Annotated in this window: 18 protein-coding genes; 7 read left to right on the top strand and 11 right to left on the bottom strand. The window is 63.9% G+C overall.

From position 1 onward, the window contains the following. Window positions 1-19: 19 nt before the first annotated feature. Window positions 20-1216: a glycine C-acetyltransferase gene (gene kbl / locus Q5H92_RS03650; protein ID WP_305010125.1), complete on the bottom strand. Its 1197-nt coding sequence runs from the start codon at window positions 1214-1216 to the stop codon at window positions 20-22. Between the two features lie 194 nt (window positions 1217-1410). Here kbl and Q5H92_RS03645 point away from each other — a divergent pair, with 194 nt between their 5' ends. After that, a complete protein-coding gene (locus tag Q5H92_RS03645) occupies window positions 1411-1773 on the top strand; it encodes a hypothetical protein (protein ID WP_305010124.1) in 363 nt (120 codons plus the stop codon). Window positions 1774-1879: 106 nt separating this feature from the next. Here the strand turns inward: Q5H92_RS03645 and Q5H92_RS03640 are convergent, their stop codons facing one another. From Q5H92_RS03640 to Q5H92_RS03630, 3 genes are all read right to left on the bottom strand, one after another. Beyond that, window positions 1880-2533, bottom strand: coding sequence for a PH domain-containing protein (locus Q5H92_RS03640; protein WP_305010123.1), 654 nt, complete (start codon window positions 2531-2533; stop codon window positions 1880-1882). A 62-nt stretch (window positions 2534-2595) separates the two neighbouring features. Then, a complete protein-coding gene (locus Q5H92_RS03635) occupies window positions 2596-3687 on the bottom strand; it encodes a patatin-like phospholipase family protein (protein WP_305010122.1) in 1092 nt (363 codons plus the stop codon). 37 nt (window positions 3688-3724) lie between these two features. Further along, window positions 3725-4162 carry a BLUF domain-containing protein gene (locus tag Q5H92_RS03630; protein WP_305010121.1) on the bottom strand — a complete coding sequence of 146 codons (438 nt, stop codon included), beginning with the start codon at window positions 4160-4162 and terminating at the stop codon, window positions 3725-3727. A 135-nt stretch (window positions 4163-4297) separates the two neighbouring features. On the opposite strand from Q5H92_RS03630, the gene Q5H92_RS03625 reads away from it, so the two are divergent. Next, window positions 4298-5290, top strand: coding sequence for an NAD-dependent epimerase/dehydratase family protein (locus Q5H92_RS03625; protein ID WP_305010120.1), 993 nt, complete (start codon window positions 4298-4300; stop codon window positions 5288-5290). Window positions 5291-5429: 139 nt separating this feature from the next. Here Q5H92_RS03625 and Q5H92_RS03620 read toward each other — a convergent pair whose 3' ends face one another. The 5 genes from Q5H92_RS03620 to Q5H92_RS03600 all read right to left on the bottom strand — a co-directional run bounded on the left by Q5H92_RS03620 (window position 5430) and on the right by Q5H92_RS03600 (window position 13901). Further along, the gene (locus tag Q5H92_RS03620; RefSeq protein ID WP_305010119.1) at window positions 5430-7139 is read right to left on the bottom strand and encodes a T9SS type A sorting domain-containing protein; all 1710 of its coding nucleotides are present in this window, start codon (window positions 7137-7139) and stop codon (window positions 5430-5432) included. Window positions 7140-7285: 146 nt separating this feature from the next. Then, window positions 7286-8518 (bottom strand): MFS transporter, encoded by a 1233-nt coding sequence (locus Q5H92_RS03615; protein ID WP_305010118.1) that lies wholly within the window; start codon window positions 8516-8518, stop codon window positions 7286-7288. Window positions 8519-8521: 3 nt separating this feature from the next. Then, the gene (locus Q5H92_RS03610; RefSeq protein ID WP_305010117.1) at window positions 8522-9340 is read right to left on the bottom strand and encodes a TerC family protein; all 819 of its coding nucleotides are present in this window, start codon (window positions 9338-9340) and stop codon (window positions 8522-8524) included. Window positions 9341-9533: 193 nt separating this feature from the next. Further along, entirely contained in the window at window positions 9534-10883 is a 1350-nt protein-coding gene (locus tag Q5H92_RS03605; RefSeq protein WP_305010116.1) for a CitMHS family transporter, read from the bottom strand. A gap of 288 nt (window positions 10884-11171) precedes the next feature. Continuing rightward, window positions 11172-13901, bottom strand: coding sequence for a TonB-dependent receptor (locus Q5H92_RS03600; RefSeq protein ID WP_305010115.1), 2730 nt, complete (start codon window positions 13899-13901; stop codon window positions 11172-11174). 382 nt (window positions 13902-14283) lie between these two features. Here Q5H92_RS03600 and Q5H92_RS03595 point away from each other — a divergent pair, with 382 nt between their 5' ends. Both Q5H92_RS03595 and Q5H92_RS03590 read left to right on the top strand, forming a co-directional pair. Next, window positions 14284-14961: a response regulator transcription factor gene (locus Q5H92_RS03595; protein ID WP_305010114.1), complete on the top strand. Its 678-nt coding sequence runs from the start codon at window positions 14284-14286 to the stop codon at window positions 14959-14961. A gap of 143 nt (window positions 14962-15104) precedes the next feature. After that, window positions 15105-16379, top strand: coding sequence for a sensor histidine kinase (locus tag Q5H92_RS03590; RefSeq protein WP_305010113.1), 1275 nt, complete (start codon window positions 15105-15107; stop codon window positions 16377-16379). Between the two features lie 125 nt (window positions 16380-16504). Here Q5H92_RS03590 and Q5H92_RS03585 read toward each other — a convergent pair whose 3' ends face one another. Next, window positions 16505-17410: an alpha/beta fold hydrolase gene (locus Q5H92_RS03585; RefSeq protein ID WP_305010112.1), complete on the bottom strand. Its 906-nt coding sequence runs from the start codon at window positions 17408-17410 to the stop codon at window positions 16505-16507. 107 nt (window positions 17411-17517) lie between these two features. Continuing rightward, window positions 17518-19233: a T9SS type A sorting domain-containing protein gene (locus Q5H92_RS03580; protein WP_305010111.1), complete on the bottom strand. Its 1716-nt coding sequence runs from the start codon at window positions 19231-19233 to the stop codon at window positions 17518-17520. A gap of 104 nt (window positions 19234-19337) precedes the next feature. On the opposite strand from Q5H92_RS03580, the gene Q5H92_RS03575 reads away from it, so the two are divergent. The 3 genes from Q5H92_RS03575 to Q5H92_RS03565 all read left to right on the top strand — a co-directional run bounded on the left by Q5H92_RS03575 (window position 19338) and on the right by Q5H92_RS03565 (window position 22465). Beyond that, window positions 19338-20072 carry a DUF3891 family protein gene (locus Q5H92_RS03575; protein ID WP_305010110.1) on the top strand — a complete coding sequence of 245 codons (735 nt, stop codon included), beginning with the start codon at window positions 19338-19340 and terminating at the stop codon, window positions 20070-20072. Between the two features lie 71 nt (window positions 20073-20143). After that, window positions 20144-21115, top strand: a complete 972-nt coding sequence (locus Q5H92_RS03570; RefSeq protein WP_305010109.1) for a YihY/virulence factor BrkB family protein — start codon at window positions 20144-20146, stop codon at window positions 21113-21115. 195 nt (window positions 21116-21310) lie between these two features. Then, entirely contained in the window at window positions 21311-22465 is a 1155-nt protein-coding gene (locus Q5H92_RS03565; protein ID WP_305010108.1) for a hypothetical protein, read from the top strand. Window positions 22466-22510: the final 45 nt, after the last annotated feature.

The following is a 22510-nucleotide window of genomic DNA, read 5'->3' as shown; positions in this document are numbered from 1 at the left end:
GTCCGAGCGGTGCTGAATATTACTTCAGCACCTCCAGCTCCTTGCCCACTTTGGTGAAGGCGGCAATGGCCTTGTCGAGGTGTTCGCGGTTGTGGCCGGCGCTGAGCTGCACCCGGATGCGGGCCTTGCCCTGCGGCACCACGGGGTAGTAGAAGCCCACCACGTAAATGCCCTCCTTGAGCATCCGGGCCGCGAATTCCTGGGCCAGCTTGGCGTCGTAGAGCATGACGGGCACGATGGGGTGCTCGCCGGGCGTGATGTCGAAGCCGGCGGCGGTCATCTTCTCGCGGAAGTACTTGGTGTTTTCTTCGAGCTTGTCGCGCAGCGCGGTGCTTTCGGTCAGCAGCTCCAGCACGCGCAGCGAGGCGCCCACGATGGCGGGCGCCAGCGTGTTCGAGAACAGGTACGGGCGGCTGCGCTGGCGCAGCATGTCGATGATTTCCTTGCGGCCCGAAGTGAAGCCGCCCATGGCCCCGCCCAGGGCCTTGCCCAGCGTGCCGGTGATGATGTCGACGCGGCCCATTACGTTACGGTACTCGTGGGTGCCGCGGCCGGTGCGGCCCAGGAAGCCGCTGCTGTGGCACTCGTCCACCATCACCAGGGCCTGGTACTTATCGGCGAGGTCGCAGATTTTATCGAGCTGCGCGATGGTACCGTCCATCGAAAACGAGCCGTCCGTCACGATGATGCGGTGGCGCGTACCCTTGGCCTGGGCGTCCTGGAGCTGCTTTTCCAGGTCGGCCATGTCGTTGTGGGCGTAGCGGTAGCGCTGGGCCTTGCACAGGCGCACGCCGTCGATGATGCTGGCGTGGTTGAGGGCGTCGGAAATAATGGCGTCCTGCTCGTTGAACAGCGGCTCGAACACCCCGCCGTTGGCATCGAAAGCGGCGGCGTAGAGAATGGTGTCCTCGGTGCCCAGAAACTCGGCCAGCTTGGCTTCCAGCTCCTTGTGGATGTCTTGCGTGCCGCAGATGAAGCGCACCGACGACATGCCGTAGCCGTGGGTATCGATAGCCTCTTTGGCCGCCTTTATGACCTCGGGGTGGGAGCTCAGGCCCAGGTAATTGTTGGCGCAGAAGTTCAGCACTTCGCCGGCTTCGTCGGTTTCAATCTCGGCGCCCTGGGGCGAGGTGATGATGCGCTCCTTCTTGAAAAGGCCGGCGTCCTTGATTTCCTGAAGCTGCTGCGTGAGGTCGGGCTGGAGAGTGGCGTACATAATGGCGGGTTGGTGGAGTGGTGGGATAGTGGATTGAGGACCCAAAGATACCGGGCTGCGCCGGCCGGTGTGGTTGCTCAGCTCAAACGTGTTTGGTTGGGATGCCAACCGGCCGGGTGAAAAGCTGTAACCTTCGCGCGGTAGTATCGTTAAGCTAATTAAATTAGTCTTACTCTTCCAAAAAAATTAGTTATATGAAAATCGCAGTTGACCAGGGCCAGGACAAAGGCTTCCTCCCCGACGGCCGCCACACGGTCGAAATCACCTCCATCGAAGAAGGCACCAGCGAGCACCAGAACGTGCCCTTCTTCGCCGCCCGCATGGAAAGCGAAGACGGCTTCGTGACCCAGCGCTTCTACAATTCCGAAGCTGGCCACCCCATCATCCTCCAACTCTACTCGGCCGTCGGCATCAAGCCCGAAGCTGGCAGAGACCTCGACACCAAGCAGCTGGTGGGCAAACGCCTGTCGGTGGAAGTAAGCGACCATTCCTACGCCGACCCCGCCACCGGCAACGAGCGCAGCGTGCGCCAGGCCACGGGTTTTCGCACGGCGTAACCGGAATCTGGCAATGGCCTGAACCGAATGGAGGTGCAGCAAACTAGCGTTGCTGCACCTCCATTCGGTTCAGGCCATTGCCATTGTGCTGCTCCTTTTTAGTTGGCTATTGCTTAGAAAAAGGACTGAAAAACCTTCTGAATTTGGGGTTGGTGGGCAACCACGCAAAGCGTTGATTGATAACCTCGGCTTTTATGGCCGGTAATACGGATAGCCAATCAATTGCATCGCACAACAATGAGGTAACCAGCAGTTCGCGAGTGTTCGTGAGATGCAGAATTGCATAGCTGTAGTCGGAACTAGCGGTCCGAGTTGTGGCGGGAGTATATTGAACGAGACGTTCGATTTCCACCGCGGCAAAAGTGAAGTTGATTGCCCGATTGGTGTACGTCATCTCGCTTCTCGCCCGGTCGAAGCAAAGGCAAGCCCGGCCGTCCCATTGCCAGTAAGCCCACCACAGACAAATAGCCGGAAAGCAACGCCAAGCCAGTAGCAGTAGCACCGCATCCGCAATGCACGTGAATGCGTCGACTCCCAGCCTGACCGTCATAACCCCCGCTGCCGCCAGCAAAGCCAGGCCATAGAAAGTCTGCAGTAACGTCCACCAGAAGCTCATATCCCGCCACGGTCTGTAGACAAATCGAACCACTGGTTGCGCAAGCTTTTGGGTCTGCCGATACTCACCGATACTGAGCACCAGCGGCAGCACCACGGCCAGCAGCAATAATGCCGCAATGCCTATTTCAGTTTCTGGGCTCATGAACGGAAGGAATCAGGTTTCACAAGCGACTTATCGTCTCCGCCGGCTTGCTATTACACCGCTTATTTTCCGTGCTCCCGCGCCAGAAACGCCTGCACGCCCTTGCGCCCGCTGTCCATTAGCTGCTTTTTCTGAGCATCCGAAATGCGCTTGATTTTTGGGCTGAAATTCAGGAAATCGATATTGATGGTGCGGGCGCGGTCGGCGGGCTGCACGGGGTTGAGGTTTTCGAGGGCCACGGTGTAGAGGGCGGCCAGGTAGGAGTTGAAATCCTGAATGTCGTAGGGGGCGAGCTGCTGGCGGCCGGTGGGGGAGGTGTCGAGCGGAATCTGTTCGGCGCGGTCGAGGCGCAGGCCCAGGGTTTCGGGGTTGTAAACGTGGCCGCGGGCGTCCGTGGGGCCAGTGAATCCGGCGGGCAGGTAGCGCGGGTAGTCGAACAAATCGACGGGGTAGTTGGCCAGCAGGCCGCCATCCACGAGCACCTGCGTGGGCTGGCCGGGGGCCGGGTCGCCGGTCACCACGTTGCCTTGCGCATCGAGCAGCACGGCCCGGAAATAGAGCGGAATGCTCATGCTGATGCGCACGGCATCGGCCACGCGCATGGTGGGGTTGGTTTCGTAGCTGAACACCTGCACGCGCTGCGTGGTCAGATTGGTGCCCGTGGTGTAGAGGTCGCGGAAGCGGCCGGGCTCCTTTTGCGCCAGCTGGTGCAGGCCGGCCAGGGTGAGGTTGGGCTGCTGGGTTTTGCGGGCCACCAGCTCGCTGAGGTAGGTGGCAAACTCATCGCCCCGGTACCAGCCGTACTGCGTGATGAGCCGGTGCGTGCCTCCGAAAAAGATGAACCGGCCGTCATTCAGTCGCTGCACAGGCGTGGCATTCACCACGTCGATAATCTCCTGGGCCGAGTAGCCCACCGCCAGCAGCGCTGCCTGAATAGCCCCCGCCGAGGTGCCGCCCACCCGCCGGATGTCGCGCAGCAGCCCGCGCTGCTCCAGCTCCTGCAAAGCGCCACCGTAGGCAATGCCGCGGATGCCGCCGCCCTCCATCACCAGGTTGCGGTAGCGCGGTGGGGCAGGGGCCGTTTGGGCGCCGGCCGCAGCGCTGCCCAGCAAAGCCGCCCACGTGGCCATCAGGAAAATCAGCCGGCTGTTCATGGGTCCAAAGATATTGCGGGCCGCCCGAGGTGCGGGGCTAGAGCTGTTGGTCGTGCTCCTTGGCGAAGTCGCGCAGCAGCTGGGCCACTTCGGGGCAGGGGGGCGCGGTGAGGCCCACGGCGGCGGGCCGGGGCAGGCATTTAGCTACACTCTCTAAAAAAGCAGCATTGACCGACGCGTAGGCCAGCGGCCAGCGGCCGAAGGCGCGCAGCTCGATGGGGCCGTAGGCGAGCGTGGTCACGTCGTAGTGTCGGGCGTCGTCGTTGATGCGGGCGTAGAGGTCGCTCAGGGCGGGCTCGGGGCCCTCCAGCAGCTGCAAAAACTGCCCTTTGGCATACAGCAGCATGCCGGTGATGCGGGCCTGCTGGTTGTAGAGGCGGGCCTTGCGCACGAGCGTCGTGAGCGTCACTTCGTGCACAGCACGGGAAGCTTCGCTGCGGTAAAGCAGCGAATAGAGGGAGGAGGGTTCAGGCATAGGACAAGGCACCCTGGTAGGGGCGCGCAGGCAACGTGGAAGTTGACAATACGTAGCAAGCCACGCTTGGGCTGCAACGCGCCCGGTATCTTTGTGCCAATTCCCGCCTCCCACCCCACCAATTTGACTTTTCTGATGGCCACAACTCCCGGCGATACTGATACTTCTGTTTTACCCGGCTCGGTGCTGGTCATTGGCGCCTGCGGGCAGCTCGGCTTGGAGCTGGTGGCCGCCCTGCGCCAGCGCTACGCGCCCCACCTAGTGGTAGCCGCCGATGTGCGCCCCCCCAAGAACCCCGAAATGCTGGCCGGCGGCCCCTTCGAGCTGCTCGACGTGCTCGACCGCACCCGCCTCGACAAGCTCATCCGCCAGTACCGCCCCAAACAGATTTACCACCTCGCCGCCCTGCTCTCGGCCACGGCCGAGAAAAACCCGCTCTTCGGCTGGCAGCTGAACATGGACGGCCTGCTCATTGTGCTCGAAGCCGCCGTGGCCCACGGGGTGGCCCAGGTGTACTGGCCTAGCTCCATCGCCGTGTTCGGGCCCGATACGCCGCGCGACCACACCCCGCAGGTCACCATCATGAACCCCAACACGGTGTACGGCATCAGCAAGCTGGCCGGCGAGCAGTGGTGCGAGTGGTACCACCGCAAGCACGGCCTCGACGTGCGCAGCCTGCGCTACCCCGGCCTTATCGGCTACAAGAGCCTGCCCGGCGGCGGCACCACCGACTACGCCGTGGACATTTACCACAAGGCCGTGGCCGGCTCAACCTACGAGTGTTTCCTCGAAGAAGACACGTATTTGCCGATGATGTACATGCCCGACGCCCTCAAGGCCACGCTGGACCTCATGCACGCGCCGGCCGAGCAAATCAAAGTCCGCACCAGCTACAACCTGGGCGCCATGAGCTTCTCGCCGGCCGAAATCACGGCCAGCATCCAGAAGCACATTCCTGGTTTTGAAGTGACTTACAAACCCGACGGCCGCCAGCAAATCGCCAATTCCTGGCCCGCCAGCATCGACGACTCCAAAGCCCGGCAGGACTGGGGCTGGCAGCCCGATTTCGACCTCGACAAGATGACGGCCGACATGCTGCTGCATTTGAAGGAGATGCAGCCGGCGTAAGATAATCAGCGATAATAAAGAACGTCATGCTGAGCGGAGTCGAAGCATCTCTACTGCAGTGCTAAAATTGATTAGTTGTGCAGTAGAGATGCTTCGGCTGCGCTCAGCATGACGTTTAAGTGTAGCGCTAAGCTAAACCCTACTCCACGCGCAAACGGCTGGCGGCTGCGCCGCAGCGCACCACATACAGGCCGGGTGCGAGGCCCGTTACGTCGAGCGTGGTGGCGGTAGCGCGAGCGGGCAGCAATTGGCGCCGCACCTCGCGGCCCACGGCATCGAGCAACTGTACCGGGCGGGCGGTGCTGCTGGCTTCGGGCCAGGCAAGGTGTGCAGCGCCAGTGGCAGGATTGGGGGCCACGGAGAAAGCTTCGGCCGCCGTGGCTGAGGCAGCGTGCGTAGCCAGCACCCCGCTGCTGAGCCGGGCCACGAAGGCCATAGCGTAGTTGCTGTCGCCGGTAAGGGCGGTATTTCCAAAAGCGGCCAAGCCTGTGTAGATGCCGCCCACGGTGGCATTGCCGGCGGCATCGACCACAACCGGGCCGGCCACATCGCTGCCCGTGCCACCGGCGCCCACGGCTTGCAGCCACTGCCCGCTGGGGCTGAGCGTAGCCACAAAGGCATCGTATTGCCCGGCGCTGGTGAGGGTGATATTGCCAAAGCTGGCCGTGAGCGACGGGCTGAACCCGCCATAAGGCCCAAACAGCCCGGTGACAACGGCATTGCCGTCCGCATCGAGGGCGATGGAGCTGGCGATGTCATTGGCCAGGCCGCCGGCGCGTACGGCCTGCGTCCACTGGCCGGAAGCGTCGAGCTTGGCCACGAAAATGTCGTAGCTGCCCACGCTGGTGAGCGTGGTATTGCCAAAGGTGGTGCTTTCGAGCAGGGTGCCCAGCACCGTGATGGTGCCGGTGGCATCCACCACCAAGGCGTTGATGGTGGTGGGCGGGGCATTGCTGCTACGCGACTGCACTGGCGTCACGGCCTGCGTCCACTGCCCGCTGGTAGTGTTCAGGCGGGCCAGAAAAGTGCCTTCGTTGCGGCTGGAAATAAGGGTGGTGCTCCCGAACGTGATGCCGCTGCCGCAATGGCCGACTACGACCACGTTGCCGGCCACATCCAATGCCAGGGCGCTGGGCTGGGCGCCGTAGGGGGGCGGGCCTTGGTTCAGGAGCGTCCAGGTGCCCGTGCCCGGGTTGAGCCGGCCCACGAACAGCTGCATAGTGCCGGCGGGCGCGTTGAAAACGTGGCTGCCCAGGTTGCCGGAGCCAGTGATGGTGCCCAGCACCAGGACATTGCCCGTGCCGTCGAACACCAGGTCCGCCACCTGGTCGGCGTTGGTGCCGCCGGCACGCACAGCCTGCGTCCATTGGCCGGTGGTGCTGAGCGTGGCCACAAAGGCATCGGCGTTGCCGGCGGAGATGAGCGTGAGCGGGCCAAACGCAGCCGTGGCTCCCGTCACCAGGTTGCCAAAGCGGCCACCCACCACGGCGTTGCCGGCGGCGTCCAGCTTCAGGGCGCTCACCAAGTCGTCGCCCGCGCCGCCAGCGCGCACAGCCTGTAGCCATTGGCCAGTGGGGCTGACTTTGGCCACAAAAATATCGTTGTGGCCGGCGCTGGTCAGCGTGGTGGTGCCCAGCGTGAGGGTGCCGTGAAACTGCCCGGCCACGACGGTGTTGCCGGCCGCATCCAGGGCCATGGCCGACACGCCGGAGCTGCCCAGGCCGGCCGGGGCGGCGGGACCGGGCGCTGCTGCCCATTGCCACCTTTGGGCCTGCGCACGGGCCAGGCCGGGCGCCGCCAGCAAGCCAAAACAAAGCAAATGGCGCAAACCCACGGTAAATTTTTTCATGCGGAAGGAGGGCTGAAGTGGAAAAGAGGTCAAGAATTACGAAATTATAACACCTTCGCCGCTACAATCCTGCATCAGCAACGAGCACCAACATGGGCCGTGGCTACGCTTCCGGCGCTCTGGTTGCTGACCGGCTTTTCCAGCCTTTAATTGCCTGCCGCCACCAACTTCTTTTCTTGGGCTGAGCGGCGGCCCTGCTGCCAGAACGCCAGCCCCACCACCAGCCCCAGCGCTCCCTGCAGCGCCACCGTGTGCGGCGCCCCAATATGCCGCGCCAGCCACCCCACCAGCAGCGCGCCCAAGGGCTGAATGCCCTGGAACGCCATCACGTAGTAGCTCAGCACGCGGCCGCGCATGTGGTCGTCTACATTGGTTTGAATGGCCGTGTTGGTGCCCGCAATGAAGAGCATCATGCCTGCCCCGCCCAGCGTGATGAACACCAGCGCCAGCCCCAGGGCCGGGCTGAGCGCAAACGCCAATACGCTGGCACTGAACACCAGCGCCGCGTAGGTGATGAGCTGCGGCCTCCGCGCCTCCGCCGGCTGCCCGGCCAGGTAGAACGCACCGACAAGTGAGCCCAGCCCCGACAAGCTGTTCAGCCAGCCAAAGGTGCCCGCCGCCCCGTGAAACACGTCCTTGGCAAACACCGGCAGCAGCGTGCCAAAAGGCATCACGCAGAAGCTGATGCCCGCCATGAGCGAAATCTGGCGGCGCAAAATGGGGGCCTGCCGCAGGTAAGCCCAGCCCTCGCGCAGGCCCTCCCAGGCGCCGGGGCGGTGCGTGCGTGCCGGACGCGGCGCAATGCGCATGAGCAGCAGCGAGGCCACCACGGCCACGAAGCTCACCGCATTTACCACAAAGCACGGCCCCTCGCCGAAATGCGCCAGCAGCAGCCCTGCCACGGCCGGGCCCACCAGCCGGGCCAGGTTCACCATGGTCGAGTTCAGGGCAATGGCATTGGGCAGGTGGGTGCGGTCGTCCACCAGCTCCACAATGAGCGACTGCCGGGCCGGAATGTCGAACGCATTGATGGTGCCCAGCAGCAAACTCAGGCCCGCCACGGCCCAGGTGGCGTAGTGCCCGCTCAGCACCAGCCAAGCCAGCACGCTAGCCTGCACCAGCGAGGCAATCTGAGTGATGAGCAGCACGCGGTAGCGGCTGTAGCGGTCGGCCACGGTGCCGCTGTAGGGCGAGAGCAGCAGCGTCGGAATCTGCCCGCAAAACGACACCAAGCCCAGCAAAAAGGCGGAGTGCGTGGCCTGGTACACCAGCCAGCCCACGGCCAGCCGCTGCATCCAGGTGCCAATGAGGGAGACAGACTGGCCGGCGTAGTACAGCCGGAAATTGCGGTGTTGCAGCGAGCGGAAAACCTCGGCCACGCGCTAGGCTTTTTGGGCGGCCGAGTCGGCTTGCTCGGCGGCCTTAGCCTCGGCCGCGCGGTTGCCGCCGGGCCGCTGGGGCACGTTGAAGAGCAGCGAGGTAGCCCACGGCACCAGGAAACAGAGCACCGTGAGCACCGTGAGGGCCACGTCGGCGGCTTCGCCTTCCAGGGCCTCGCTCACGGGGTGGCCGGGCAGGAAGTGACTCACCAGCGAGAAAAGCAGCTTGAACCCCAGCAGGGCGATGACCACAAAAGCCGCCGTTTCCAGAAACGGGTACTTGCCCATAAGCAGCACGAAGGCCTGCGCCACCAGCCGCATGGCCAGAATGCCGATGAACACACCCACGCAAATCAGAATCAGGTTGTCGGTGAAGGCCACCACGGCAAACACGTTGTCGATGCTGAAGGCCAGGTCCATCAGCTCAATGAGCGCCACGGTAGCCCAGAACTTTCCAAACAGCCCTAGCGTGTTGCGGTAAATCCAGCTTTTTTCCTTTTCGATTTTCTCCTCGTCGTGCGCCGGGCCGGCCTTGAAATGGTCGTACACCAGGTACAGCAGGTAGAGCCCGCCGAGCGGCTTCAAAAACCAGAACTTGATGAGAAACGATGCGAACAGAATGCACAGCCCCCGGAAAATGTACGCCCCGAAAATGCCATAGCGCAAGGCCTTGTGCCGCTGCTCCTTGGACAGGTCGCCCACCATGGTGGCCAGTACGGCAGCATTGTCCACCGAAAGCAGGCTTTCGATGATGACCAGATTGCCCACGATGGCCAGCGAGGCCAGCGGGTTTTGGATGATTTGCTCGATGTAGTGGTTCACGGCGGAGAAGCTAGGGTAGCTGGGTAACGCGGTAGATTAGGCAAAGATGCCAGAGGTCGTTAAATACAAAAGAACGTCATGCCGAGCGTAGCCGAGGCATCTCGCGTGTGGTAGTAACTCAATCGTTGGAACGGTTTTGATTACTGCCGCACGCGAGATGCTTCGACTACGCTCAGCATGACGTTCTAAATAATCAGAGCGGAATGATGCCCAGCAACAGCGAAGTTACCAGCATCACCAGCACCGTGCCGCCGGCCCACTTCAGCGTGAAGCGCTGATGCGCCCCGATGTCGACGCCCGCCAAACCCACCAGCAAATACGTGGACGGCACCAGCGGACTCAGCAGGTGCACGGGCTGGCCCAGCAGCGAGGCCTTGCCCATGGTGGCCGCCGAAATCCCGAACGCCGAGGCCGCCTTGGTGAAAAACGGCAGGATGCCGAAGTAAAACGCGTCGTTCGACATGAAGAAGGTAAGCGGCGCGCTCACCAGCCCCGTCAGCACCGGGAAGTGCGGCCCCAGCGACTGCGGCACCAGCGCCACGAAGGACTGCGCCATGGCATCGACCATGTGCGTACCGCCGAGGATGCCGGTGAAAATGCCCGCCGCGAACACCATCGCCGCCACCGACAGCGCATTGCCCGCGTGCGCCGCAAACCGCTGCCGCTGCTGCGCCAGGTTCGGGTAATTAAGCACGGCGGCCAGCGCGAAGGCCAGCATAAACAGCACCGGCAGCGGCAGCAGTTCGCGCACCAGCGCCACCATCAGCACGATGGTGAGCAGAGCATTCAGCCACAAAAGCCTGGGCCGGCGCAGGGCTTTTTCTTCGGGCGAAATCTCCAAATCCAGTACTTCGGGCAGCGGCTGGGGCAGCCCGGCGGCGAGGCCGTAAACGACGGCTTTGGTTTCTTTAGCTTCGATAAGATGCTCCAGCCCCAGCCGTTTCCGCTCCTTTTTGCCGAAGCGCCAGGCCACGAAAAACACCCACACCAGCCCCGCGCCCATGGCCGGAATGAGCGGGTTGAACAGCTGCGTGCTGTCGAGGTGGAGCACGCTCATGGCGCGGGCCGTGGGGCCGCCCCAGGGCAGAATGTTCATCACGCCGCCCACCAACATATTCATGCAGGTCAGTATCAAGGGGCTGATGCCCAGGCGGCGGTAGAGCGGCAGCATGGCCGTGACGACGATGATATAAGTCGTGGCCCCGTCGCCGTCCAGCGACACCAGCAGGGCCAGCAGCGCGGTGCCGACGATGATTTTCAGCGGGTCGCCGTGGGCCACGCGCTGGATGCGGTTGATGACCGGGTCGAACAACCCAGCGTCGGTCATCAGCCCGAAGTACATGATGGCGAACACCAGCATGATGCCCGTGGGCGCAATATTCTTGATGCCGTCGAGCATCATCGGCCCCATTTGCCCACCGAAACCGGTGAGCACCGCAAACGCCACCGGCACCAGCAGCAGCGCCGTAATGGCCGAAAGACGGTTCGTCATAATCAGCACCATGAAGGTGAGAATCATGGCAAAGCCAGCGAGTGCGAGCATGGTGGTGGGGTGGTGGGTGAGTGGATTGGTGGGTTAGCGGAACGGGCTGGCGGAATAAAAAGAATGGTCATGCTGAGCGCAGTCGAAGCGTCTCTACCGCTTCGTTGCGCGGCTCACCATCCGCAGGCAACGAATTCGTCCCACCTCATTCGTTGCAGCGAATGATTTACTGCCGCGGTAGAGATGCTTCGGCTGCGCTCAGCATGACCGTTCTTTTTTCAGTAGCACATGCTTTAGCTTGTGCGGCGTTGCACGTTCTGGCGGCTGCACAAGCTAAAGCATGTGCTACTAGAAGCTAAACCGCAGCGCCGTGAAGTAATACGCGCCCATGAAGCCGAACTGCGAGGTGAAGCGCGTGTAGGGGGTCTGGCCCGAGGCGGTGAGGGAGGGGAAGGCGATTTCGTCGGGGTAGACGTTGAAGAGGTTGTTGGCGCCCAGGGTGAGGCCCACGCGGGGCGTGAAGGCGTAGGTGAGCGAGGCGTCGGTGATGACTTTGGCCGAGAAGGTCTGGTCCAACTCGGGGGTACTCTGGATGGCGGTTACTTCGCCGAAGCGGGTGGCGCGCACCAGGCCTTCGATTTTCTTGAAGCGATAGTTGGCCGAGCCGATGAACTTGGAGCGCGGCTGGGCCACTTCAATCAGCCCAATCATCACGCGGTCGACGAGCGGGGTGCCCAGGTTGGCCAGCGAGGCGGGGGTGCGGACTTCGCCCACCACCTTGGTCGAGTTCAGGGCCATGGCCAGGTTGAGGCTCATTTCCTGGTCGCGGTCCATCTTTTTGCGGTAGCTGGCCACCACGTCGAGGCCGCGGGTGCGGGTGTCGAGGGCGTTGGAGAAGAATTGCACCTGGGCGTAGCCTGAGCCGGTGAACACGGGAGCCAAGGCCGGCTTGGAGGCGTCGAGCTGGCCCGAAATCACCACCCGGTCGGTGATGTCAATCTGGTAGGCATCGGCCGTGAACACGAGGTCGGGCGTGACCTGGGCCGTGAAGCCGAGGTTGTAGTCGAGCGTGGTTTCGGCCTTGAGCTGGCCCACGCCCAGCTTCTGCACATAGGGGTTGTCGTTGCGCAGGTGGGCAATGGGGTAGGAATCGAACACGCCGTTGAGCGTCAGCCACTGGGCATCGGCGTAGTTGGAGTAGTAGAGCTGGTGCATCGACGGTGCCCGGAAGCCCCGGTTGAGCGAGCCGCGCACCGAAAACATCTCCGAAAACTTGTAGCGGGTCGAAATCTTGCCGCTCACGTTGGAGCCGAAATCGGAGTAGCGCTCGAAGCGGCCGGCCACGCCCACCAGCCAGTTGTCGGTGATGTCGCTGAGCACGTCCACGTACACGCCCACGTTGTTGCGGGTGCGGGCCACGGCGTTCACGGCCGCGATGCCTTCGCGGCCGCTGCTGCCCACGTCGGGGTTGTTGGTGGTCACGGGGCCTTTTTTCCAGGAGGCTTCGTCGCCGGCCAGCAGCTGGTAGTTTTCCACCCGAAACTCGCCGCCGTAGCTCAGGCTGAACGACTTGAGGCCGCCGATGGCAAAGCCTTTCGACACGTTGACGTTGGCCAGGGCCTGGCCGAACTTGTTGGTACCGGTGTAAAACTCAGTCGGTGAGGCGCTGCCGTACGAGGGGTTCACCGTGTGGTTGGCGTAGGTCTTGATGATGTTCTGGCCGCCGCCGAGGCTGAAATCGAGGTTCCAGCCGCTGGCCGTTTTGCGGCGCAAACCCACCGTGGAGGCCAAATCCTGCACCGTGGCCGGGAATACGGGGTTGTAGCCGTTCGGAAACAGCGAGAGTACCGCCCGCGCCTTGTTGCTCGGGTTGCGGAAGAAGCCGTAGGCCGTCATGTCCTTGTAGGAAATCCCGCCGAAGGAATACAGCCGCCATTTCTCGCCCAGCGCCACCTCGCCGTTATAGAAAAACTGGCCCATCGTGTTGCGGGCCGTGCCATACTTGGTCACGTCGCGGTTGAAATTGTTCTGGGCCACCAGGGCGTCGTCGGTGGCTTTGTCGGAGTTGTACACCCGGCCGGTGTACTCGCCCGAGCGGTCGGTGGGGTCGTTGTGGTGGCCCTGCACGGTCAGGTTCAGGAAGCCGTCGCGCTTACCCACGGGCAGGCCGAAGTTCAGGCCCGTGTCGTAGGTGGCGCCGTCGCCTTTGGCCGTGATGCCGTAGTTGCCGGTCACCACGCCGCCGCGCGGGTTGGATTTGAGCACGATGTTCACGATGCCGGCAATGGCATCGGAGCCGTACTGGGCCGCCGCGCCGTCGCGCAGAATCTCCACCCGCTCGATGGCGGCCGTTGGAATGGCGTTCAAATCGGTGCCCACCGAGCCGCGGCCCACCACGTTGTTCACGTTCAGGGCCGAGGACTGGTGGCGGCGCTTGCCGTTCACGAGCACCAGCGTCTGGTCGGGGCCCAGGCCGCGCAGCGTGGCCGGGTCCACGTACGAAGTCACGTTGCTGATGGCGTGCTTGGTGGAGTTGAACGAGGGCGCCGTGAAGTGAATCATCTGGCCCAATTCGGTCTGGCCGGTTTTGGTGATTTCCTTGGCCGTGAGCACGTCCACGGGCACGGGCAGGTCCACGTTGGTGCGGGCCTCGGAGGCCCGGTTGCCCACCACAATCACGTCGGCGGTGGTGTGGGTGGCGGTTTTCATCGGCACGTCGAGCGTGCTGGCGCCGTTGGGCACGGGCATCTCACGCAGCTCGTAGCCCACGTAGGAAATCACCAGCACGTCACCGTCGTCCACGTCGAGCTTGAAGCTGCCGTTGGCGTCGGTGGTGGTGCCGCGGTTGGTGCCCTTCACCGCCACCGAGGCGAAGGCCAGCGGGCTTTGGTCGTTGCCATCCAGAATGCGGCCGGTGAGCGGCCGGCGTGCCAGCGGGCTGGAATCGTTTGGGGCCGCAGCTACAGCTGTAGCCAGCGAAGCGGCGGTGGCCGGGGCCGTCGCCGCGCAGGCGGCCAGCAGCAGCGCCGCGCCCGCCGTCCGGGCCGAGAGGGGAGAGGAGGGTAGGATTCGCTTCATGGGAATTTTGGGAAAGTGAGAATGAGTTCGTGGTTTAGGGAAGCGAAGTAGCGCGGCGATTTAGAATACATTTGGAAGAAATCGGAATTTTGAAAAATAAGTGAGTGGGGGCTTACTTTCTTGCGTCACCCAACGGTTCACCTCACCCCCTGACCCCCTCTCCTCAGGGAGAGGGGGCACCGGTCTTGCATGGTTGTAGCGTGGACTCTGCGAGTCCGCGCCGGAGCGAACGACTCCCTCTGTTCTAGCAGGCGCGGACTCGCAGAGTCCACGCTACAAATCGTCAGGCTCCCCTCTCCGCGGGGGGGGGGGCTGGGGGTGAGGTTCCGGCATCAGGCGCCGCATCGCTGCTACCTTGCCATTCATTCCCATTCGTTCCCTCATGAAACTGCTGCTCGTTGAAGATGAACCGGCCCTGCTGGCCAGCGTGGTGAGCTACCTGCAGGCCCAGCATTACATCTGCGAAGTGGCCACCAACTACGCCCAGGCGCAGGAAAAAATGCTGCTGCACGATTACGAGTGCATTGTGCTCGACCTCACCCTGCCCGGCGGCGACGGCCTCGACCTGCTGCGCGAGCTGCAAAAGCACCAGAAAGCGGCTGGCGTCATCATCACCAGCGCCCGCGCCGCCGTCGACGACCGCATCACCGGTCTGGAGCTGGGCGCCGACGACTACCTGCCCAAGCCCTTCTACCTGCCCGAGCTCAGCGCCCGCATCGCCGCGCTGGTGCGCCGCCGCCACTACCAGGGCACCAACTTGCTGCAAGCCGGCGAACTAAACGTAGACGTGCCCGCCCGCCGCGCCGCCGTGGCCGGTAAGCCGCTGACGTTGACGCGCACCGAGTTTGACCTGCTGCTGTTGCTGCTGGCGAATCAGGGCCGCGTCATCACCAAAGGCGCCATTGCCGAGCACCTGTCCGGCGACGCCGCCGAGCAGTTCGACACGTTCGAGAATGTGTATGCTCACGTCAAAAACCTCAAGCGCAAGCTCACGGAGGCCGGGGCGCCGAACTATATTCGGATGGTGTACGGGCTGGGGTATCGGTTTGAGCCGAATTGAGCCATTCGGAAAATTCAGAACGTCATGCAGAGCGCAGCGAAGCATCTCGCGTGCCACCACTAATCCACAACAATAGAGTTAGCTGTTGCGGGCAAGATGCTTCGCTGCGCTCTGCATGACGTTCAAGTAAGTCGCGACCATTCATGAAGCTCCTGGCCCGCACCACCGTTTACTTCCTCATCTACGCCAGCGTGGTGGCCGGGGCGGGCACGTTCGTGTACTATGGCTTCATCCGCAAAATCTACTACGCCTACGTCGACCGCACCCTGAGCCGGCGCAAGCTGCGCGTCGACAAGGCCCTGCGCCTGCACCTGCGCACGCCGGCCGACCTGGACTTCTGGCACCGGCTCGACCACAACGTGGAGTTCAAGGCGTTGAAGCGAGGCGGCGGGGCGCCGGTTTTCAGCGTGCGGATGATGTACAACGAGCTCACCGGCAACGTGACGCCCTACCGGCAGCTGGCCGCGCCGGTGATGTTCCAGGGGCGGCCCTACCGGCTGGAGCTGCGCACCACCATGCTCGATAGCCAGGAGTTGCTGGCCCGCATCGTGCAGGCGGGGGCGCTGCTGTTTGGGGCGCTGCTGGTGGGGCTGCTTGTGCTACAACACGTGCTGGCCCGGCGGCTGTGGGCGCCCTTCTACCGCACGTTGGGCGAGCTGCAGCGCTACAAAATCGACCAGCCCGAGCCGGTGCATCTGGCCCCGACGCGCATCCCGGAGTTCAAGGAGCTGAACATGGCGCTGGGCCGCCTGCTCAACCGCAACCAGCGCATCTACCGGCGGCAGCGCGAGTTCACCGAAAACGCGGCCCACGAGCTGCAAACGCCCCTGGCCATTCTGCGCACCAAGCTCGATATGCTGGTGCAGGCCCCCGGCCTCACCGAGGAGCAGGCCGGCCACATCGAGCCGCTGCTGGATGTGACGCAGCGCCTCACCCACCTCAGCCGCAGCCTGCTGCTGCTGGCCCACCTCGACCAGCAGCTGTTCTTTCCCACCGAAACCGTGGACTTGGCCGCCGCCATCCGTACCCAGCTGGGCCACCTGCGCGAGCAGCTGGCGGCCACCAACCTGCGTCTCGAAACCGACTTACTGCCGGCGCTGCCTCTAGCTGCCAACCGCTCGCTGATTGACATTCTGGTGAGCAACCTGCTCAGCAACGCCATCCGTCACAACGTGCCCGGCGGCGAGGTGCGCGTGCAGCTTACGCCGGAGCTGCTGGTGGTCGAAAACACCGGCCGCCCCCGCGCCTTGCCCGCCGACCAACTCTTTGTCCGCTTCCGGCCCGGGCCGGAGCGCCCGCCCGGCAGCGTGGGCCTGGGCCTGGCCATTGCGCGGCAGATTTGCGAAACGTACGGGTTTTTGCTCAGCTACCACTACGAGGAGCCCGGCCGGCATCAGTTGCGGGTGCGGCTGGGGTAATGAGTGCGGCAAATAAAAAAGCACGTCATGTCGAGCGCAGCCGAGACATCTCGCATGGTGTAGTAACTCAATCAATTGGATTACTTCGGCACGCGAGATGTCTCGGCTGCGCTCGACATGACGTTCTAAATCTCTGTCTCCTCATCCAGCAGCCCGCTCATCTCCTCCAGTATCGCCGGCCAGTTTTCTAGGTACAGCATGTGGCCCTGGCCAGGCAGCAGGTGCACCGGGGCGCCGCCCAGCCGCCGGGCCAGGTAGGGGATGTTGCCGGGCGCCCACACGCCATCGGCCTGGCCGTGCCAGAGGCGCACGAGGCAGCGCACGTCCTCGATGCGGAAGCCGGGCGGGCGGCACCAGGCTTGCGCGTCGTCGTACACGCCGCGGCCGTGGTGGGCGAAGCCGGCCACGGCGGCATCGCGCAGCAGGGCGCGGAAGCGGCTGGTCACGCGGGCCTCTTCCCGAAACATGAGGCGGATAAACCAGTCAATCGTGCGGTCGGGGTGAAGCTGCCACTGCCGGCTTAGCCAGAGGAAGGTAGTCCGGTTCAGCCAAGGAAAGCCGATTTGGCCCCAGCGCAGAAATTTCCATAACGGCGAGAGGTGGCGGTAGGCGGCCCGCTCGCCCAGCGGCAGGCAGGTGCTGAGCAGCTGGGCCGCCGCTACCCGCGCCGGGTGCTGCGCCGCCAGCGCCAGCGCGTGCACCCCGCCGACGGACCAACCCATCACGCCCACCGGCTCCCGGATTTCCAGCGCATTGAGCATGGCCACTACGTCATCGGCAAACGAAGGAAACGTGAGCGGCCGGTACACGCTGGACTGGCCGACGCCGGGCCGGTCGGGCGCCAGAACCTGGAGCTGCAACCGGGCCAGCAGCGCCGCATCATCGGGCAGCTCCAGGCCCGAGGAGCCGAAGCCGTGGTGAAACACCACCGCCCGATGCGCGGGGTGGCCGTAGCGCGTCAGGCCCAGGCGGCGGCCGTCGGGCAGGCCGATGGTGAGGGGCATGGGGTGGCCGGCGGTGGGGGAGGGCATGGGGCCGAAAGTAGCGCGAACTTTGTAGTTCACGTCCCCGCGCCGATTCAACGGTTGACGTTCTGACACGCGAACTACAAAGTTCGCGCTACTTTCGGCCCGGCGGTTTATTCCACCACCAGCTTGCCCGTGGCCGCGCCGCAGCGCACCAGGTAAAGGCCCGGCGCCAAACCGGCCACGTCGAGCGCGGCCGAGGTGGCGCGGGCGGGCAGCTCCTGCCGGCGCACTTCGCGGCCCAGGTTATCGAGCACCAGCACGGGGCGCGGGGCGGTGGTGGCTTCGGGCCAGCTCAGGCGCACCTGGGCGGTGGCGGGGCCGTGCCCGGTAGGGTTGGGGGCGAGGGTGAACACCTCGGCCGGGGCGGCGGCGCGGGCGGCCGTGACCAAGCCGCTGAAGCGCGCCACAAAAGAAATGGGGGAGTAATTGCTGGGCGTGAGAGGTGATACCAGCGTATAAGGGCCGAAACGGATACTGGAAGGCTCGAAATCACCAAAAAGAGTTGCCTGGCCTCGGCTGTCGGCGGCCACGCCTGCCAAGCGGGCGAAGCCGGCGTCGGGCACTACGTAAGCCGACAGCCATGTCCCGGCAGGAGTTAGCTGCGCTACGAAACTGTTAGTGCCGCCCGTGGGCGGGGCGTTGCCGCTGAGTGTGGTGGTCCCCAGTGTTGCGCTGGTGCCGTTAAAAGTGCCCAGCACCGTGACGTAGCCCGCGGTATTTACCTGCATCCGGGCCAGGGTTTCGGTGGCGTTGCCCGTGGCGCGAGCCGCCCACGTCCAGGTGCCGGTTGCGTCCAGGGCAGCCACGTAGCCATCGGCCGTGCTGCCCCCGTCGTGGGCGAGGGTGACGCTGCCCAGCACCAAGCCGTTGCTATAATAAGCGCCGCTGACGAGCAAGGAACCCGCGGGCCCGAGCGCGAGGCCGCCCACGGTTTCAATGCCGGCTCCGCCGGTGCTCACCGCCCGCGTCCAGTTGCCGGTTGGGCCGAACGTGGCCACGAAAATGTTGTATAAATTGGATGTTCCCACGGCAAGCAAGCCAAAGCGCATGGTGTAATTAAATGTGCCGGCCACGTGCACGGCCCCGGTAGCATCTACTGCCATGCCGCCCAGGCCGTCGTTGTAAGCGCCTCCGGCCTGCACCAGTTGGGTCCAGATGCCGGCAGAACTCAGGCGGGCCACAAAGACATCGCCGTTTTGGCCAGTGCTCGACGGGGTGCCGGCATTCAGCACCGTAGTGCTGCCGAGCGTGAGCGAAGGGCCACCAAATTCGCCGCCCACCACCAAGTTTCCGCTGCCGTCAAATGCGACTTTCTTCACAAAGTCCCGGTACGTGCGGGCGCCCACCACCTCCGCTTGCGTCCAAGCCCCAGCTGAATTGAGCACCGCCACAAATCCGTCTTCGCCACCCCCGCCGCTGTTGCTCAGGCCAAAGCTGCCAATCTGCAGGGATGAGCCGGTGAAGGAGCCGGCAAGGGCCACGTTGCCGGCTGGGCTCAAAGCAATGTCGTAAACAACCAGCACCAGGCCGGCACCGTCTATTTTCACGGCTTGGGTGCACACTCCCGCACTGTTGTAGCGCGCGACGTACACGCCGTTGACGTTGCCAGTGGTCAGAGTGAAAGTTCCGAGGGTGATGGTGTTGATGAAGCGCCCGCAGACCACAACATTACCCGCGTCATCCGACGCCATCGCCGCCGCCGCCGCCGGACTCGGCCCGCCCAGAACGGTGGCCCACTGCCACGCCGGCTGCGCGCCCACCCGCCCGGCCCCGAGCAGCAACAACAGAAACAGCAGCGCCCGCAGGCAGGGGGTAAAAAGCTTCATAGCAGGCAGAATTTAGGGTAGCCAAAGATATAGCCCGCACCTGCCCGAAGCCAATTCCGTAAGCAAGCCCACTCCCCGCCTCCCATCTTCCCGCCACCCTCCCCATGATAGTCAATTCCACGCCCGCCGGCTGGCAAATCATCTACCAGCAGGCCCACGCCCTGCTGGCCATGCAGCTGGCCTGGCACTGGCCGCCCACCCTGCCCCCCGACCAGTGGGTGGGCCTGCTGGCCGCCGTGTCCCAGCACGACGACGAGCAGGCCGCCTGGCGCGGGCACGGCGGCCACCACGGCCTCACGGCCGCCGGCGCCCCGGCTAACTTCACCCAGAAAGCCTTTTCGATGGAGCAGGCCGCCGGGGTGCTAGCCGCCGCGCGTTTCCAGGGGCGCTGGCGCAGCCTGCTCACCAGCCTACACCTGAGCTGTCTGTACGAAGGCCTGCGGGGCAAAGAGAAAGAAATCGACGGCTTTCTGGATGAGCTCAGGGCCGGCCAGCAGCAGTGGGAGCGGGCGCTCAAAATCACCAAAAAGGAAGCCGACCGGGCCTACACCCTGCTGCACTGGTGCGACCGCCTCTCGCTCATCCTCTGCCGGCACGAAATCCCGGAAATGGGCCGCGCCGTGGAAATTCACCACGGCCCCGACGGCCGCCGCTACGACCTGCGCCAGCCCGCGCGCCCCGTGCTGATAGAGCCCTGGCCGTTTCAGGCCCCCGAATTTGAGGTGAGCGTGGAAGCCAGCGTGCTCACACAGCTGCGGTTCGAGGACGACGCCGAACTGGCCGCCGCCCTGCGCGCCGCGCCCATCGAAACCCTGCGCTGGACGTTGGCAAAGGCCTAAAGCCAGCTATTTAATAACTGTGCGGGTTTCAGGCCGTACTAGAAAGGCGTTTCCACTCCTTTCCCTTCTGCATGCCTACGCACTATAAGCTCTCCGATGTGCTCGCTGTCATTAAGTCCTCGGCGGCCGAATTCAGCACCAACAACTCCTTTCGGCACGCGGCGGCGCTGTCGTACTACACCATTTTTTCGCTGCCACCGCTGCTGCTCATCGTCATCACGCTGGCCAGCACGGTGTACGGCGGCGAGGCCATTAACGGGCAGGTGTACGGGCAACTCAAGGGCATAGTGGGGCCGGAGTCGGCCAAGTTCCTGCAGGACAGCATTGCCAAGTTCACGCTGCAGCAGCGGGGGCCGGTGGCCACTGGCATTGGGGTGGCCACGCTGCTTTTCGCGGCCACCACGTTTTTCGTCACCTTGCAGGAAAGCATCAACGATATCTGGAACCTAAAGGTGAAAACCAACGGCATCGGCATCGGCGACTACATCAAGCAACGCCTCCTCTCGTTCGGGCTGATTCTGAGCGTAGCCCTATTGCTACTTATTTCCTTCGTGGTGAGCGCCGTGCTCAATGCCTTTACCGGCTGGCTACAGGCCCAGATTCCTGAAGTGGGCGTCATCGTCATCAAGCTGGTCGATTTTGCGCTCTCACTGGGCATCACCACGCTGCTGTTTGCCATGGTGTACCGGTTTCTGCCCGATGCCATCATCCGCTGGCGCGACGTGCTGATTGGGGCCTTCATCACGGCCTTGCTGTTTGTGCTGGGCAAGTTTCTCATCGCCTTCTACATCGCTAAGGCTGACCCCGGCTCGGCGTTCGGGGCGGCGGGCTCGGCCATTGTGCTGCTGCTGTGGGTCAACTATTCGTCGCTCATTATCTTCTTCGGGGCCGAGTTTACCCAGGAGTTTGCCGATGCCTTCGGCCAGAAAGTGCAGCCCAAGGCCCATGCCGTGCGCGTGCGCCTGGAGGAAGTGGCCCCTGGCGAGTCGGAAGAGGAAATTGCCACCGGCCGCCCGCGCTCCACGGGCCGCTGGCGGGCATAGGCACCGGCGGGCAATTCGGTGAAAAGTCCTTTGGCAGTGAGTCAGTGGCCGAAAATAAGGCGGTTGGGTTGGGCTATAACGGCTTTTTTCGGGGCGAATTGGCCAACGTTGTGGTCTGGTTGAGGTCCTTTGCGGCAAAATATTGCCTTGCAACTTATAGCGTGCGTGGAGGCATCTTTGGGAAAAATTCCCACTATGCATTCAACCTTACGCACTTTTTTCTGCAGCCTTCCCCTGGCCCTGGCCAGCTTGTCGGCCCTCGCCCAAACGCCCGCCGAGCGGGTCATCATCGTGAGCCCCGTGGTGGGCGAAGTTATCGACGGAGCCGAAAAGGCCCGTTTTGGCCTGTTTCCCTACTATTCGGCCGATAGTTTTCAAGATGCGCGCTTCCTGCGGGCCCTGGCGCCGGACAGCGCCATCACGCTGCGCACCCGCCTGCGCGACGGCCGGCAGGTAGCCAAGCCCTTCACCTTCGCCGAGTTTCAGGCCGCCCACGACCTCATCGAGCGTCGCCAGCGCGAGCTCGACGCCAACCCCCAGCCGGCGGCCGGCACCGCTTCCAGCAGCCAAGGCACGCCCGAGCTGCCGGGCCGCAGCTACAGCATCGAGCTACGCTCGGGCACTACGTTCACGGGCGTGCTGCAAACCACGGCGCCCGATGCGCTGGAGTTCATGACCAAAGACCTGGGCCTGGTGACGGTGCAGCGCAGCAACCTCAAGCGCCTCTCGCTGCTCACCACCGAGCAAGCCGCCAAGGGCTACACCGATGCCGGCAACGGAACGCGCATCTTCTTCGCGCCCACGGCTCGCAACCTCCGCCAGGGCGAAGGCTACCTGCAGGACATCGACATTATCCTGGTGGGCGTTAACTACGGCATTACCGACAATATTTCGGTGGGCGCGCTGGTGCCACTCCTCCCCGGGGTAGGGGGCAATGTGTTTGCCATCACGCCCAAAGTGAGCGGGCAGATATCGGAGAAGTTTAGCATAGGCGCCGGCGCGCTGTACGCGCGGGCTTTCGGCGTGGGCGGCGGCGTGGCCTACGGCGTGGGCACCTACGGCACCGCCGACGACAACGCCACCCTGGGCCTGGGCTACGGCTTTGCCGACGGCAAGGGCGCCAGCAGCAGCCCGGTGCTGCTGCTGGGCGGCGCCAAGCGGCTATCGCGCGGCTTTTCGGTGCTCAACGAAACCTACATTTTCTCGGAAGGCCTTGCGGGCCTGGTGGGTGGGCGCTTGCAGGGCGAGCGGTACGGCGGCAGCCTGGGCTTCCTTTACGGCAGCGGTTACATTGGGGGCATCTACCCCGCCTACCTGGAGCTGACCTACCGCTTCGGTAAGCACAAATAGCGCGCGGTCCAATGGGCGGACTTGCCGGGCTGTGCAACACGCGGG

The sequence above is a fragment of the Hymenobacter mellowenesis genome (genome assembly GCF_030581005.1).
GTDB lineage: Bacteria > Bacteroidota > Bacteroidia > Cytophagales > Hymenobacteraceae > Hymenobacter > Hymenobacter mellowenesis.
The sequence above is the reverse complement of the archived record's forward strand: the minus strand, read 5'-3'. Positions and strand labels throughout refer to the sequence as shown.

What these genes read in the sequence shown, in the direction of transcription:
- Q5H92_RS03635 (WP_305010122.1), bottom strand. Translation starts at nt 3,687, where the DNA reads ATGAACAGCCGGCTGATTTTCCTGATGGCCACGTGGGCGGCTTTGCTG.
- Q5H92_RS03580 (WP_305010111.1), bottom strand. Translation starts at nt 19,233, where the DNA reads ATGAAGCTTTTTACCCCCTGCCTGCGGGCGCTGCTGTTTCTGTTGTTG.
- Q5H92_RS03595 (WP_305010114.1), top strand. Translation starts at nt 14,284, where the DNA reads ATGAAACTGCTGCTCGTTGAAGATGAACCGGCCCTGCTGGCCAGCGTG.
- Q5H92_RS03640 (WP_305010123.1), bottom strand. Translation starts at nt 2,533, where the DNA reads ATGAGCCCAGAAACTGAAATAGGCATTGCGGCATTATTGCTGCTGGCC.
- Q5H92_RS03570 (WP_305010109.1), top strand. Translation starts at nt 20,144, where the DNA reads ATGCCTACGCACTATAAGCTCTCCGATGTGCTCGCTGTCATTAAGTCC.
- Q5H92_RS03630 (WP_305010121.1), bottom strand. Translation starts at nt 4,162, where the DNA reads ATGCCTGAACCCTCCTCCCTCTATTCGCTGCTTTACCGCAGCGAAGCT.
- Q5H92_RS03620 (WP_305010119.1), bottom strand. Translation starts at nt 7,139, where the DNA reads ATGAAAAAATTTACCGTGGGTTTGCGCCATTTGCTTTGTTTTGGCTTG.
- Q5H92_RS03575 (WP_305010110.1), top strand. Translation starts at nt 19,338, where the DNA reads ATGATAGTCAATTCCACGCCCGCCGGCTGGCAAATCATCTACCAGCAG.
- Q5H92_RS03590 (WP_305010113.1), top strand. Translation starts at nt 15,105, where the DNA reads ATGAAGCTCCTGGCCCGCACCACCGTTTACTTCCTCATCTACGCCAGC.
- Q5H92_RS03600 (WP_305010115.1), bottom strand. Translation starts at nt 13,901, where the DNA reads ATGAAGCGAATCCTACCCTCCTCTCCCCTCTCGGCCCGGACGGCGGGC.
- Q5H92_RS03645 (WP_305010124.1), top strand. Translation starts at nt 1,411, where the DNA reads ATGAAAATCGCAGTTGACCAGGGCCAGGACAAAGGCTTCCTCCCCGAC.
- kbl (WP_305010125.1), bottom strand. Translation starts at nt 1,216, where the DNA reads ATGTACGCCACTCTCCAGCCCGACCTCACGCAGCAGCTTCAGGAAATC.
- Q5H92_RS03585 (WP_305010112.1), bottom strand. Translation starts at nt 17,410, where the DNA reads ATGCCCTCCCCCACCGCCGGCCACCCCATGCCCCTCACCATCGGCCTG.
- Q5H92_RS03625 (WP_305010120.1), top strand. Translation starts at nt 4,298, where the DNA reads ATGGCCACAACTCCCGGCGATACTGATACTTCTGTTTTACCCGGCTCG.
- Q5H92_RS03565 (WP_305010108.1), top strand. Translation starts at nt 21,311, where the DNA reads ATGCATTCAACCTTACGCACTTTTTTCTGCAGCCTTCCCCTGGCCCTG.
- Q5H92_RS03605 (WP_305010116.1), bottom strand. Translation starts at nt 10,883, where the DNA reads ATGCTCGCACTCGCTGGCTTTGCCATGATTCTCACCTTCATGGTGCTG.